The sequence below is a fragment of the Paractinoplanes brasiliensis genome, assembly GCF_004362215.1.
GTDB lineage: Bacteria > Actinomycetota > Actinomycetes > Mycobacteriales > Micromonosporaceae > Actinoplanes > Actinoplanes brasiliensis.
The window spans coordinates 728107-742653 of sequence record NZ_SNWR01000001.1; the positions used below are offsets into that span (position 1 = coordinate 728107).

Sequence of the window (14547 nt, forward strand, 5' to 3'; positions counted from 1 at the left end):
CCGGCCATGGCATCAGGTCATGCGCGATCTGCACCATCAGGCCGCGGTGCGGGGTCGGTGACCTTTCCGTTCCCGCCCTTCCGGAATGCGCGAATGCGAAAGGCCTACGGGTCTGCCCTTTCGGGCACATCACCATTCAGCGATGCCGCCGCCGCGGAGTCGGCCTGACAATCTTTTTCATCGCTTCCGGCGCGGCGACGAGCGGGATGGCCTGCTTATTTATGGACAGCGTCGATGAAAATGTTTTTCGCACTTCACCGCGGCCCGCGAGCCGATGCCTCAGCGCTCGGATCGCTAATAAAAATTAGCGATGTCAGCAATTGACAGTTGTGCATGCCTGCTGTTTCCTCGGGGTGCTTGCCCCATCCCCTTCCCACTCCCCCGACCCCCGGAGACTGCGCATGTCGCACACGCGCCGGATCGCCGGCATCACCGTCGTCGCCCTCGCCGTCACCGCCGCTCTCGTCGAGGCCGTCCACTCCGCGGACCAGGCCGGAGCCGATACTGTCGCCCCTGCTCCCGCCGCCTTGGCGGTCACCTTCGGCCGCACCACCCTGGGCGGCGCCGACCCCAGCGTGATCAAGGTCGACGGCCGCTACGTCTCGGCGAAGTCCGCCGACGGCGGCATCGTCGTCCGCACCGCCTCGACGCTCGAGGGCATCGCCTCCGCACCGAAGAAGAAGGTGTGGTCCGACACCGGCAATCTCGGCGAAGTCTGGGCTCCGGAGATCGTGCATCACGGGGGCAAATATCGCATTTACTTCTCCGCCGGGCGAAGCTCGGCGCATCGGATGTACCACATCAGCTCCACCGCTCCCGATTCCGGTTACAGCTCGCACACCAAGGTCGCACTGCCCGACGACCAGTGGGCAATCGACGGCGCACCATTCACCTATCAGGGCCGGCGCTGGTTCGTCTGGTCCGGCTGGTCCGGCGCGGCCGGAGCCAACGAGCAGAACCTGTACGTCGCGAGAATGAGCAACGACACCACTGCGACCGGCAGCCGCTACGTCATTTCCCAGCCGCGCGAGCCGTGGGAGCGCACAGTCGGCAATCCGTACATCAACGAGGCGCCGCAGCCGGTGATCGACCCGGACGGCCGGCTGCACGTGGTGTACTCCGCGAACGGCAGCTGGAGCAGCAAATATTGCCTGGCCGACCTGCGGCTGCGGGCCGGCGGGAACCCGACGTACGTCTGGGACTGGTACAAGAGCAACGGCTGTGTATTCGGCTCGCACGCCCCCAACATGATGGCCGGCTGGACGCCGACGGTGCAGGTGGACGGTCCCGGGCAGAACACGTTCGTGCTCGACCACGGCGACATCGCCAAGAGCCCGCCGTCCGGCAACCGGTTCCCGATCATGTACCACGCGGTCGCGAAGGGCACGCCGTACTCGTGGTCGGCCCGGTACTGGTACACCGGCACCGCAGTCTGGTGGAGCAAGACCACGTACCGGCGGGCGAACGTCCCCGGCGCGACCACCGACTCCGGCTACAGCTTGAAGTTCTTCGAATGAGCCGGCCCGTGCGCCTCTCCCGACGTTCTCTGCTGACCGGATCGGCCGCCACGCTGGGCGCTCTCGGAGCTGCCGCGGCGGGCCTGTCCCCCGGCGCCGCCGAAGCGGCCGCGCTGCCGAGCGACGTGTCCCGGGCGATCGTGGACTCGACGACGACCCGCTTCACGCCGGCCAGCTTCGGCGACTGGAGCTACCACAAGGCGCTGTACCTCTACGGCCAGTACCTGGTCTACAAGCGCACCGGCGAGGCTCGCTACCTCGACTTCATCAAGGCGTGGGTGGACCGGTTCGTCACGGACTCCGGCAGCACCAGCAAGTTCAACAGTCTCGACTCGATGCGGCCCGCGCAGCTGCTGCCGTGCAGCGCGGCTGGCTCGGCGAGGAGTACCGGGCCGTAGCCATGAAGGGGTCGTTCATGCCCACCCGCCGGGCTCTACTCGCCGCATTCGGTGCCGCCGCCGGCACCCTGGCCCTTCCTCTTCCCACCCTCGCGGCGGCCGCCGACCCGGTCGCCGACCAGTACCACCGTCTGCTGCTCCTGCACACCCGCTGGGTGCAGCAGCAGTGGGACACGACGATCGGCGCCTACCGAGGGGACGACTTCCGGTTCGCCGCCGTGCTCGGCAACGCGGTGCTGCTCACCACCGACGGCTACGACGCCGACCTGGCCGGCGTCGACGCGGACACCCTGCGCCGTCGCACGATCGACACCATCACACACTTCGCCGCCACGAACCGGCTCGCCGGCGGCAGCGACTGGGGGAAACGTCTCTTCTGGGACTCGACGTTCGAGCTCTACTTCGTCCTGGCCGCCCGGCTGCTGTGGGCCGACCTCAGCGCGGCGACCCGGACGAAGATCGACGCCATCGCGCGGGGCCAAGCCGCATACGCGTACGGGCTCGGCACCGGAAACGACCCGCTGAGCGGCTCCTGGAGTCCGAACGGCAGCTCGGGCGGCTTCGCCGGCGACACCAAGCTGGAGGAGATGGGCGTCTACGCCCAGGCCATCGCGCCCGGTCTGGCATGGGCTCCGACCGGCGACGCGGAGGCGGCCCGCTGGCGGGAGCGGTTCGTGTTCTGGGCGGCCAACGCCAGCGGCCTGCCTGCCGCCGATCGGGCCAACCCGGCGGTCGTGGACGGCAAAGCGATCAACACGTTGAACGTCGCGCACAACCTGCACGACACGTTCGCGGTGGAGAACCACGGCTCGATCAACCCGCACTACCAGGCCGAGTTGTGGCGCACCGCCGGACGGGCGGCGGCGCACTTCCTCGTCGCCGGCCGGGACCTGCCGCAGGTGCTGACCCGTCAGCCGAACGGGCGCGAGCTGTGGGCCACCCTGCGCCAGCTCGCCAGCGACGCGGGCGAGCCGGTGATGCCCATGGTCGCCGACCGATATCACCTGTACGGCCGGGACGTGCTGCCGCTGGCGTTCCTCGCCCAGGTCCAGGGTGACACCCATGCCGCCCGCGCCGAGGCCGACCTGGCCACCCGGCTGGAGCCTTACCTGAAGTACGCGCCGGAGTACCGGCTCACCAAGTTCAGCGGCGAGGAGAAGTACGAGCCGGAGGCCCGCGCCGAGCTCGCCATCGCGTACCTGTTCCACCGCAGGCGGACCACGCCGGTGCAACCGGTGACCAGCGCGGCGTTCTTCGCCGCGGCCGCGGGCGCCCGCTCCTTCGGTACGGCCGTCGGGCTGACCGCGCACCAGAGCGTCACCGGCTTCGCGGCCGCCGTCACCAAACCCGGCCAGGAACGCTTCCTCTGGCAACCCGGACACGACAACTGGCTGATCGACACCCGGTCCTCCGCGTTCCTGCCGCCTCAGACGACCTCACCCACCCGCAAGTGGACGGCCGCCTACACCGCCGCCCGCGACGGCGCCGACGCCACCGCCACGGTGCTGCAGACCGCCGCCGGATGGGCCGGTTACGCCACGCTGCCGACCGGCACCGTCGTCTACGCCGGACCCGGGCCGTCGGCGCTGGCGCTGTTCAACCTGACCATGCCCGGGGTACCCGGGCTCGACGGCTCCCGCAGCTTCACCGGCTCGGCCGGCACCGTGACACCGGCGGCCGGTCTCGGCGACGGCGGCACCGACAAGGTGACCTTCCCCGCCCGCGCCGCCCGGCATGTGCGGTTCCTCGGCCAGTCGGCGGCGGACCAGTACGGCTACTCGCTGTTCGCCTTCCAGGCGTTCGACGCCGCCGGAACTGACCGTGCCCGGGGGCGCACCGTCACCGTGTCGTCGGCCGACCCGGCGTATCCCGCGGCGAACGCCGTCGACGGCAACGCCACCACCCGCTGGGCGGTCGCCAGGGACGAGCGGGGACGGGCCGACAGCTGGCTCGCCGTCGACCTCAGCGCCACCGTCCAGCTCACCGGGGTGACCCTGACCTGGGAGTCGGCGCACGCGACGACGTACCTCATCCAGACCTCGACCGACGGCACCACCTGGACCACCGCCGTCGCCGCCCCGGCCACCGTGACACTGGGTGCGTGGGCCGGGATCGACGGCCGGGCCGGCGTGGTGGCGCACGGCGCCACCGGCCCGATCACGGCGTCGCCCAACCGAGTCAGCATCCCGCCGGCCACCCTGATCGAGGGCTACACCGGCAATGGCACCGACCTGGCCGCCGCGGCGAACCGGCGGCTGCCCACCGGCGGGCCGGCCGCCCTCCGGCTGAGCGACGCCGACGGATACCTCACCCTGTTGAACCTGTCCTCCACGGCCATCAACGGAGCAAAGCTGACGCTGCCGCGCGGGGACCGGCTCTACCGCGGCGTGTCGATCGTGCGCGCCGACGGCGGGCTGGATCTGACCGCGTCGGTGCCGGCCGGCGGGGGTGCCGTCCGGCCGGCCCGGTTCACGGTGAGCGGGGCAGCGCCGACCGGTACCAAGTTCTCCGTCGCCGACTCCCATCACGTCACCGTCACCGCACCCGCCGGGGCCGCCGTCGACGTGGACCTGACCGCGGGCTCCTGGTCAGCGCGCGCCCAGGTGGCCGCCGGGGCGAGCCAGAGCTTCGCCGTGCCGGTCACCGGCCCGGTCACGCCCACCTCCGACCTGGCTCGCGGGCGTGCCACTTTCCCCACCTCGCCGCTGCCGGCCGGGATGGGCGAACCATCGCGCGCCGTCGACGGCAACCCGGGCACCGCGTGGCGCCCCGGCCCGAACGGGCGAATGGTCGTCGACCTGGGCTCGGCACGGACCGTCAAGGCCGTCGCCCTGACCTGGACCAGCGGCACTCGCCCGGCCGCCCGCATCGAGACGTCCACCGATGGCGTGGCCTACACCGCGTTCGGCTCACCGGCGTCCGCACGCTACGTCGCCGTGGCCGTGCCCCAGTGGCGCACCGGTGACCCGGACCTCACCGAGCTGGCGGTGACCGGGGACGCCGTCTGAGCGACAGCCACTCTGGAGGTCAGCACGTCGGCGGCGAGGATGACCTGTTACGTCTCGCCGCCGGCGTCCACATTCTGAACCGCTCCCACCCCGAGTGAGCCGGCGGTCGCCGATACCTCCGCGACGCGGGGGCACCCGCCCGCGGACCGTTCCTCGTACCACCCGTACGAGGCCGGGATGCGCGCCGCGGCCGCCCTCGTGGCGGTGAACCACGGCCGGGCGGTGCGGACGACGGGAGCTCAGACGACGGTGCAGGGAACGCCGTTGAGGGTGAACCGCCGACGTGAGAGACACCTCCGCGATCATCGAGGTCGGTGACTCGGGCAAAGGATGATCACGAAGGCTGGGCCTTCGTGATCATCGGACGTGCGGGACGGTCAGCACCTGGTCCAGGCGAAGTTGAAGAGGGTGTCGACGTCGCCGTCGCTGGACGTCATCGACATGCTGCTGGTCTGGCCTGAGGCACCGCCGTTCACCCGCAGCTCGGTGTTGATGTTGAGGACGCGCTCCTCGGCGCAGGGCACGTAGATCAACGCGGGCGCCACATCGTGGGTGGACCAGTTGCCGTAGAGGGGGCCGGTGAAGCTCTCGTCGGTGCGGTTGTTCGCGGCGGAGCCCTGCCAGTAATAGTTGGTGCGCTGCAGACCGGTCGAGCCGGCGGCGAGCCGCGCCCGGCCGCGGTAGCTTGCCTCGGCGATTGCGAAGGTCCACCCGGCCGGGACCGACACGACCACGCCGAGCTGGCAGTTCTTCCGCCGGTCGGTGACGTCGGTGGAGCTGCCCGACTCGGCCACGAAGTCGCGGTAGCGCACCCGGAAGCCGGTGCGGTCGCTGTTGGCGGTGACGGTGGCGGTGCCCGGCGCGCAGCCTGAGCCGTTGGCGGCCACCACCTCGACGGTCACGGCGCCGTCCGGAACGGACGCGTCGACCTCGGCGGCGCCGGCCCCGTCCGGAACGGACGCGTCGACCTCGGCGGCGCCGGCCGAAGCGGGCAGGGACAGCACGAGGACTGTGCCCAGTGCGGCGGCGATCGCAGTGCGCGCGCTTTTCTTCATGGGTATTCCTCTCGGGTTGGTGGACGCGGTTCAGGGGCGCGCGGATCATCGCGAATGCCCGGGGCGACAATGCCTCGAGGATCGTTGGCCGGTGTCCGTGTCATGGCTTAGGAAACCGCCACGGCGATGTCCCGGACGGAATGCTAGCCACGAATGCCCAGCAGGCACAAGCATTCATGGCGGTCGATGGAACAGGATCATGATCAAGCCCCAAAAGTGCATCGCATACGTGGTCAGGGGCGTTCTTCGGCATGAAGAAAGGATTCCTTCCCATTGATGTGTTGCCCCTCTTGCCCGACTCGCCCCGCACTGAGGCTTTGCGCGGCTTCCCGCAATCCTCGGAAAAGAGCAGAGGTTAACGGGGAGATTCGGGTGCCCTCGAACAAGCGAGATAGGAATTGACGTCTGTCTATGTGACGGCTAATACTGACGCGGCGCGCGCTTCGAACCCGTACTCGAAAGGAGTCTCATGCGTAAATTGCTGGTGCGTGGGGGAGCCGCACTTGCGCTACTCGTCTCGTCGTTGATGGTGAGCTCGCCGGCCCGAGCCGGGAACATCATGGACGACCCGCCGTCCGACAGGATCGTCATCGACCTCGTGGCAATGGCCGGCTCGGGCTGCCCGCCCGGCACGGCGGCGGTCGCGGTGTCACCCGACAACACAGCGTTCACCACGATCTACAGCGAGTACGTGGCCGAGGCCGGCCCAGGCATCGCGAGCACGCAGGGCCGCAAGAACTGCCAGCTCAACGTGCTGGTCAACGTGCCGCAGGGATTCACCTTCGCGATCGCCAAGGTGGACTACCGGGGGTACGGGCTGCTGCAGCAGGGCGCGGTCGCCTCGCAGCGGGCCAACTACTACTTCCAGGGCATGAGCCAGAGCACGTACGTCAACCACCCGATCGCCGCTCCACTCGACGACAACTGGATGTTCAGCGACGACGTCCCGGTCGCCGCAATGGTCTGGCACCCGTGCGGCGAGCGGCGCAACCTCAACATCAACACTGAGCTGCGGGTCTCCAAGGGAACATCAAGGGACGCCAGCTACCTCGCCATGGACTCCATCGACGGCAGCATCACCACCACCTACCACTTCGCGTGGCAGCGCTGCCGCTGAGCAGGCACAACGGGGTGGCCGGCACCGCCGGCCGCCCCGTTCGCACGCGGGCCGGCGGCGCCCAGGGCCGAGGCCCAGGGCGCCGACCGTCACCCGGCCGGTGCGCCACCGACCCCGGCCGTGAAGAGCGACCCCGGCCGACGCACCAGGGGCTCGATCTCACCGGCCGGCACCGGCCGGGAGAACAGATAGCCCTGGCCGTGCGTGCAGCCCAGCTCGCGGACCAGGGCGAGCTCCTCCTCGGTCTCGATGCCCTCGGCGATGACCTTGAGCTGAAGGTTGAGACCCATCGTGACGATCGTACGCACGAGCTCCCGGCTGCGCGGGCTGCCGGCCAAGCGCGACACGAACGAACGGTCGATCTTCAGCGCGTCGAACGGCAGGTCGTGCAGCGCCTCCAGCGAGGAGTAGCCCGTCCCGAAGTCGTCGATGTGCACCTCGGCGCCCATCGCGATGAGATCGGTGAGCGTGCGGGTGGCGTGCCGGGCGTCACGCATGATCACGCCCTCGGTGATCTCGACCGCCAGGCAGCTCGGATCGGCGTCGGCCGCAGCCAGCGCCTCCACCACGTCCTCGATCAGATTGCCGTGCCGGAACTGGCGGTCGGAGACGTTGACGCTCATCCGCATCGACTCGCGGCCGGGCAGACAGCGCCACGCCGCGATCTGCCGGCTGGCCGTGCGCAGCACCCACGCACCGATCTTGGTGCCGAGGTCGCTCTCCTCGGCGATCGGCAGGAAGACCGGAGGCACCAGCAGGCCCCGGGTCGGGTGCCGCCAGCGCAGGAGCGCCTCCACCCCGGTCACCATGCCACTGTCCAGGGCCACGATCGGCTGGTAGAAGAGCTCCAGCTGCCCGTTGTCGATGGCGTGCCGCAGCTCCGCCCCGGTGCGCAGCCGGTCGAGCGCCGACGCGTGCATCGACGGCGCGAACAGCGCGTGCGTACGCTTGCCGCTGCTCTTGGCGAAGTACATGGCGGCGTCGGCGTCGCGCATCACCGCCTGCGTGTCGACGTAGCTGTCGGAACCGACCGCGATGCCGATGCTGGCCGTGACGGTGACGTCGGTGTCGCCCAGGCGGCAGGGCGCGGACACGGCCGCCTGCAGCCGCTCGGCCACCGCGCCCGGGGCGTCCGGCCCGGCGATGTCCTCGATCAGGACGGCGAACTCGTCGCCGCCGAGCCGGGCCGCCACCTCGTTGGTCCGCAGCACCGCGGCGACCCGGCGGGACACCTCTTGGAGCAGCTGGTCGCCCGCCTCGTGGCCGAGGCTGTCGTTGACCACCTTGAAACCGTCCAGGTCGAGCAGGAGGACGGCGTAGCCGTATTCCGGCCGGCGCCGGGCCCGGTCCATCGCCAGCATCAGCCGGTCGCGGAACTGGCCGCGGTTGGGCAGCCCGGTCAGGTCGTCGTAGAGGGCGGCCCTCCGCAGCACTTCCTCCTGCTCGCGCAGGCTCTGGAGGACCGATTCGTGTTCCAGGGCGACGCTGAGCAGGGCCGCCCATTGGTTCATCGTCTCCCGGCCCTCGGCCAGTTCCCCCTGGACCGGCCCGACCAGGGCGAACATGCCCCAGTCGCCGTCGCCGACCTTGAGATGGGCGATGTAGATCATGTCGCCGGCGCCAGTGTCGGCCGTCGCCAGCAGACCGGGCGGCGGAAACCGCTCGATTTTGGTCCGGCCGCCGCCCGAGGTGGTGGTCCCGGCCGCCCGGTCGTAGGTCGCGATCACGTCGAGCGTGCCGCCGGTGGCGTTGCGCTGGCCCGGCCACAGCCCCAGGCAGCCGGCGCGGATGTCGGTGGCCCGCAGCCACTCCAGCGAGCGCGGGTCCCGTTCCTGGCTGCGCAACAGCTCCATGCTCACGGCGTACTGGGTGCCGAGCGCCGCCATGGCCGACCGGCCGCGTTCCGCCTCGCGCGACACCTGCGTGTGGGCCAGCACCACGAAGATCTGGTGCACGAGGTCCTCGATCGGCCGGTGCACCGTGCGGTCGCCGCCTGCCGCGAGCCGCAGCGCCCGGCCGTGGTCGCGGATCAGCCGCATCACGGCCACCGCCGCCTCGTAGTCCACCAGCCGGTGGGCGACCGGCAGCAGCATCCGGCGCAGCCCGGCACCGACCGGCGTGGGGACACCCGAGGCGGCGTCGTCGAGTGTCGAGGCGATGCTCTCGACCGACATCTCGAGTGCGGTCTTCCGGGCGTCGGAGGACGGGGACGGGGTTTCGCAGCCGACCACCGTACGGATCTGGGTCAGCAACCCCTCGCGGCCGGACCCGTCGTCGGAATGCTCGGATGCCAGCGCCAGCGGGCCCGGGCAGCCGCACGACTCGCGGATCACCAGGTGCGCCGGCATCCGGTGCTCCTCGTCCGGGACCTGCTCGCCGTTCACCAGCCGCAGTGCGAGGTTCGCGGCCAGCCGGGCGATGTCGCCGAGCGGTTGCCGCAGGGTGGTCAGGCTGGGAATGATGGCGGCGCCGCCCATCATGTCGTCGAACCCGATCACGGCCTGGTCCGCGGGCAGCTGGCAGCCCACGGCGGTGAGCGCCCGCAGGACGCCGAAGGCGTTCTCGTCGTTGCCGCACAGCACCGCCGTCGACGGGAGGCCGGCCGCCAGCATCGCCTCGGCCGCCTGCTCCCCGCCCCTCTCCTGCATGCCACCGGTGTCGAAGTGCAGCCCCTCCGGATCGAGGCGGTGCTCGTCCATGACCTCGCGGTAGGCCTCATAGCGTTCCAGAGCGTCGGACTGGCCCAGGTGCCCGGCGAACGCGATCCGGCGGTGGCCGTGCTCGATCAGATGCCGCATCGCGGCGCGGATGCCCGGTTTGTTGTCGGGCAGGACGATGGGGCAGCTCACCCCCTCGGGGCGTGCGCTGATCACGACGACGGGCCGTCCGGTCGCCTGGGCCGCCCGGAGGTAGGCCGAGCTCGCGCCGGTCAGCAACGTCACGAACCCGTCGATGTAGTCCCAGGCCACCTGGTGGGGAAACGGCGGCGGGTCCTGGAAGTCCCGGTTGAAGGTGCCCGCGTCCAGCGTCTGGATCGCGATGATCCGGCCGCCGTGCGCCGCCACCTCGGCCTGGATGCCCGCCAACAGCGCGCCGTAGTAGAAGCCGCCGAACGAGGTCGACAGCACACCTACGACCGGACCCTGTTTCCCCATGCAGCCCCTCCCGGCGCCGAGCGGACGTCCCTCCAGGCTAGAGCGGACAGCTCGACCTTTCCGGCGAATCGGGCGCGGGGCCGGGACCGCGGTCAGCCGGGCGAACCGGCGACGCCCGCGGCCTTACACCAGTTTCCGGTGTCCTGAGCCAGGACGCCGTCGTCCGCTCCCCTTCTCCTTTCGCCCCTTCTCCTCCGGGGTTTCGGCGACCCGCCATTCGGCGGAGAGATTCCGCCGGCTGGCGCTCGTCCCGCCGTGCGATCGGGTCGATCCTGGTGACAGCGATCACACGCCTGCAACGAAGGACGAACGCCGATGACACACCCGCCCGTACCCTTCGACCCCGAACTCGCCGCCGCCCTCGCCGCGCTCGGCGACCAGGTCCCCACCGCGATCACCCCCGACATGATCGCGGCCGCGCGGCAGGCGACCGACCCGGCCATGGCGCCGCCGACCGACGAGGAGCTCAGCCTCGGCGGCACCTACACGGTCGCCGAGCGGGTCGTGCCCGGCCCGGCCGACGCCCCCGACATCTCGCTGCTCATCTGCACCCCGGCCGGCGCCGACAGCGCGTGCCCGGCGATCTACTACACCCACGGCGGCGGGATGATCCTCGGCGACAACCGCAACGGCATGGCCGGCATGGTGGAGATCGCGGCCCGCTACGGCGCCGTCGTCGTCTCGGTCGAATACCGGCTCGCCCCCGAGACCCGGCACCCGGGGCCGATCGAGGACGTCTACGCCGGCCTGGTCTGGACCGCCAAGAACGCGGCCGAGCTCGGCATCGACCCCGACCGGATTCTCATCGCCGGCGGCAGCGCGGGCGGCGGCCTCACCGCGGCGCTCGGCCTGCTGGCCCGCGACCGGGGCGGCCCGGCCGTCCTCGGCCAGTTGCTGATGTGCCCGATGCTCGACGACCGCAACGACTCGGTGTCGGCCGAGCAGATGGCGGGCCGCGGCGTCTGGGACCGCACCGCCAACGCCACCGGCTGGGGAGCCCTGCTCGGCGACGCGGCCGGCGGCCCCGACGTCTCGCCGTACGCCGCGCCGGCTCGGGCGACCGACCTGTCCGGGCTGCCGCCCGCCTTCATCGACGTCGGCTCGGCCGAGACCTTCCGCGACGAGGACGTCGCCTACGCCACCGCCATCTGGCAGGCGGGCGGGCGTGCCGAACTGCACGTCTGGCCCGGCGGCTACCACGGCTTCGAGGCGTTCGCCCCGGCCGCCGCGGTCAGCCAGGACGCCAAGGCCGCCCGGCTGCGGTGGCTGGACCGCCTCTTCGCCTGACCGGGCCGCGCACCGGCAGTGGCCGATCACAGGCCAGGGCTAGGAGGATGACGGTATGAAGGATCTCGCGGTGCGGCTCGAGGCGCTGGACGCGGACGCCGGGGCCGCGCTGCGGGTCATCGCCTACTTCGACAGCCTCACCGAGTCGCGGGCCGGCCTGCAGGCGATCGTCCGCGGCGCGGCGGTGCTGGCCGGCGTTCCCGCCCGGCTCGACGACGCCGAGCGGCGGGTGCACGTGCGGATCACGCCCGCCGGGGTCAGCGAGGCCTCCGCGGAGCCGGCGGACACGGGCTGGCCGCGTACCGAAATCGGTGCGCGAGCCGTGCTCGCGCTGGAGCGGACCGGTGAGCCCGGCCCGGTCGACGCCATGATCCTGGAGCGGGCCGCCGGGGCGGCCCGGGCGGTCCTCGACCGCACCCGGGGCCGGGCCCCGGCGGAAGACCCGGCGCTGGTCGAGCTGATCGTCGACGCCGCGGCGCCGCTTTCCGTACGCGAGGTGGCCGCGCGCAAACTCGGCCTCGACGGCCCGGTGCGGGCCGCCGCCCGCCCGGCCGGCCCGCTCGTGCTGCCGGCCGGCGCCGCCGTCCCGCCCGGCCGGATCGGGCTCGGCCCCGCCGTCCCGGTCGCCGACCTGCCGGCCTCCTACGCCGCGGCCCGCGTCGCGCTGCGCTTCGCCGCCGACGGCACCGACGACGACCCCGGCCCGCCCGTCGTCGCCTACGAGTCGCTGGGCGGCCTCGCCCTGCTCGCCGCCGCGCCGCTGCCCGAGGCGATCCCCGACCTCGACGCGCTGGCCCACGCGATGGCGAGCGCGCCGTGGGCCCTGGCCACCCTGCAGGCCTTCGCCGACACGGCCAGCCTGCGCGCCGCCGCGACCGCCCTGCGGCTGCACCACTCGACGCTGCAGGACCGGATCATCCACCTCGAACACCTGCTCGGATGGCCGACGCGCACCACCGCCGGGAAGCTGCGGCTGCAAATCGCGCTGGCCCTGCGCCGCCTCGCCCGGCACCCGTGAGCTACAGCGTCTGCTCGCCCGCCCCGACCGCGATCGGCAGCGTGTTTTCCAGCTTGAACGACGGTCATGACGTTCATTTCTGAACACACGGACTGCTTCGCGGTCGCGCTCCTGCTACGGGTCCTGAACATCGCCGAGTCGACCTACTACCAGTGGGTCAAGCAGGCGAAACAGCCGTGTGACCGGGATCTGGTCGATCTCGGGCTGCTGTCCAACATTCATGAGATTTGGGAGGCTTCCGGGTTCACCTATGGCGCTGACCGGGTGCACCGGCGGCTGCGCCGCGACACGACGCGAACTCGGCTACCTCAGCCCCGACGAATACGAAACCGCCTGGCACGCCACTACCGAGCCGGATAACCTCACCCCTGCCCCGACCGGAAGCAGGTAACCACCGCTCCGTCGAAACGGGGGGGGCTCGTCCGAGACGATAGTCATAAACCCGTCGGCTTACCGGTCCGCACCGACGGTGTACGGGTCGATCCTAAACAATCTGGTTCGTCGCCGAAGCTTGGCAACGACAGCACCCGGTCTGCCTGCTCCTGTGCGGCCTCCGCCGTGGAATAGACGCCGAGCAGCTTGACGTCATCCCCGTCTGACTCGTCCCCAGTCCAGTTCCCCATCGTCGCCACGATGCCGATTCGCCGGCCATCGGTGAAACAGGCGTGCCGGACGTGCCACAGCAGGAGGGTGCGTACCGAGATCGGCACAGTCCCCGGAGGCCATCGGCCGTCAGTTGAGGCTTGGCGTCAACATCGCTGCAGGAACCGTCCTTCTGTCGTGGGACTGCCCGGCGGCCGCAGAACCGGTTAACCGAGACTCGATTCGGTCTATTCGCATTCATCCAGAACGGATACAGCCTTTCGACCGACTCCCTGACGTGACGTCTAGAAGACCGGTTCGTTCATTGCCTCTCCGTCGACGAATCCTCCGGGGAGGCGGGATGCGGGCGCGTCGTCGTGGCTCATGGATTGCAGGACCTGAGCCCCGTACTGATCGTCGGCCCGCAGGACGAGGGACTCTGTGTCGGTGGCCGGCCAGACTTCCAGGCGGTAGGTCTCGGTGAGCGGTGTGGTGCCGTCGATGTCGGTGTCTCGGCCGGTGGCGTAAGCCCTGATCCGGTAGGTGCCTCGTCCGGCAGGGGTGAGGGCCGGGCCTTCGGGGTCGGTGTCGTACGACCGCAGGCGGAGCTTGCCGCGTTTGGTGACCACGGCGACTTCGGCGATGCTCTCCCAGTTGTTGCTGGTGTCCGGCGGTGGCGCTTCGGTGAAGGTGACGATTTGGACGTTGACCAAACCGCTGTGGATGCCGGTATACACGAAGGCGCCGCCGGGGAACGGGTGGATGAGGCCGTTGGGGGGTGCGGGCAGGTCCAAGGGCCACTCGGCCTTGTTGTCGATGACGCCGAAGGCGTGGTAGGTGACGTGTAGTTCGGTGTTCACGCAGCTCCTTGATCGATGGTTACCGGTTGGAGCCCGTCCAGCGTGAACGGGCTCCAACCGGCTCTATGGTGCGGCGTTGACCCGGAACTTGTCCTGTCTCATCAGGCGCTGTGACGAGCAGAAGGTCTGCAGAACACGCCCACCTTTCTGGCTCTGCTTATCGTCGATCATGCAGACGCTGTGACCTCTCGGCCCCGATCCGGTCACGGTAACGCCGGGAATCGCGCATCCCACGTGTGCGCGCGCCGAACCGCCGTTGAGCGAGGCGCCTTGGTACCTGCTGGCGAACGGGTATTCGCCCAGGACTTTCCGCTCGGTCGCGGGTAGCGCCGCGGGCAGGCGACAGATTGGCGACCTTGCCGTTCTCGTCGGGCACGCAGGTCTCGTCTCAGGACTCCGGGACGAAAATCGCCAGTCCAGCACCGCCGACGCCGCATCCGTGGCGGCGTGAACGCTGACCGCGATCTGGCAGTTGCCGACCTTACCGAGGGTTCCGGAGTACTGCCGGGCCACACACGCCGACGCCGGCCCGTTCTTGGCGAACCGGCAC

Annotated in this window: 10 protein-coding genes and 1 pseudogene; 7 read left to right on the forward strand and 4 right to left on the reverse strand. The window is 70.7% G+C overall.

The window, feature by feature from the left end; all coding sequences use genetic code 11:
- Positions 1-401: 401 nt before the first annotated feature.
- The 3 genes from C8E87_RS02905 to C8E87_RS02915 are packed head-to-tail and all read left to right on the forward strand — an operon-like array spanning position 402 to position 4923.
- Positions 402-1517, forward strand: coding sequence for a glycoside hydrolase family 43 protein (locus C8E87_RS02905; protein ID WP_203720789.1), 1116 nt, complete (start codon positions 402-404; stop codon positions 1515-1517).
- A gap of 8 nt (positions 1518-1525) precedes the next feature.
- Complete coding sequence (locus C8E87_RS02910) at positions 1526-1915, forward strand: glycoside hydrolase family 88 protein (RefSeq protein ID WP_203720790.1); 390 nt, start codon at positions 1526-1528, stop codon at positions 1913-1915.
- The gene (locus tag C8E87_RS02915) at positions 1876-4923 is read left to right on the forward strand and encodes a discoidin domain-containing protein (protein WP_133871647.1); all 3048 of its coding nucleotides are present in this window, start codon (positions 1876-1878) and stop codon (positions 4921-4923) included. Before C8E87_RS02910 ends, C8E87_RS02915 begins: the two co-directional genes overlap by 40 nt.
- Positions 4924-5300: 377 nt before the next feature.
- On the opposite strand, the gene C8E87_RS02920 is transcribed toward C8E87_RS02915, so the two are convergent.
- Positions 5301-5978: a DUF4360 domain-containing protein gene (locus tag C8E87_RS02920; RefSeq protein WP_239080410.1), complete on the reverse strand. Its 678-nt coding sequence runs from the start codon at positions 5976-5978 to the stop codon at positions 5301-5303.
- Between the two features lie 469 nt (positions 5979-6447).
- Here C8E87_RS02920 and C8E87_RS02930 point away from each other — a divergent pair, with 469 nt between their 5' ends.
- On the forward strand, positions 6448-7095 hold the full coding sequence (locus C8E87_RS02930) for a DUF4360 domain-containing protein (RefSeq protein WP_133871648.1): 648 nt from the start codon (positions 6448-6450) through the stop codon (positions 7093-7095).
- Between the two features lie 89 nt (positions 7096-7184).
- Here the strand turns inward: C8E87_RS02930 and C8E87_RS02935 are convergent, their stop codons facing one another.
- Positions 7185-10250, reverse strand: a complete 3066-nt coding sequence (locus C8E87_RS02935) for an EAL domain-containing protein (RefSeq protein WP_133871649.1) — start codon at positions 10248-10250, stop codon at positions 7185-7187.
- A gap of 315 nt (positions 10251-10565) precedes the next feature.
- On the opposite strand from C8E87_RS02935, the gene C8E87_RS02940 reads away from it, so the two are divergent.
- From C8E87_RS02940 to C8E87_RS43460, 3 genes are all read left to right on the forward strand, one after another.
- Complete coding sequence (locus C8E87_RS02940; RefSeq protein WP_133871650.1) at positions 10566-11537, forward strand: alpha/beta hydrolase; 972 nt, start codon at positions 10566-10568, stop codon at positions 11535-11537.
- Between the two features lie 55 nt (positions 11538-11592).
- Complete coding sequence (locus C8E87_RS46245; protein ID WP_133871651.1) at positions 11593-12555, forward strand: helix-turn-helix domain-containing protein; 963 nt, start codon at positions 11593-11595, stop codon at positions 12553-12555.
- 66 nt (positions 12556-12621) lie between these two features.
- Positions 12622-12915 carry a hypothetical protein gene (locus C8E87_RS43460; protein WP_166661045.1) on the forward strand — a complete coding sequence of 98 codons (294 nt, stop codon included), beginning with the start codon at positions 12622-12624 and terminating at the stop codon, positions 12913-12915.
- 527 nt (positions 12916-13442) lie between these two features.
- On the opposite strand, the gene C8E87_RS02950 is transcribed toward C8E87_RS43460, so the two are convergent.
- Both C8E87_RS02950 and C8E87_RS02955 read right to left on the reverse strand, forming a co-directional pair.
- Positions 13443-13997, reverse strand: coding sequence for a hypothetical protein (locus tag C8E87_RS02950; RefSeq protein ID WP_133871652.1), 555 nt, complete (start codon positions 13995-13997; stop codon positions 13443-13445).
- A gap of 408 nt (positions 13998-14405) precedes the next feature.
- Positions 14406-14540 (reverse strand): annotated as a pseudogene (locus C8E87_RS02955) (transposase); the annotation flags it as partial.
- Positions 14541-14547: the final 7 nt, after the last annotated feature.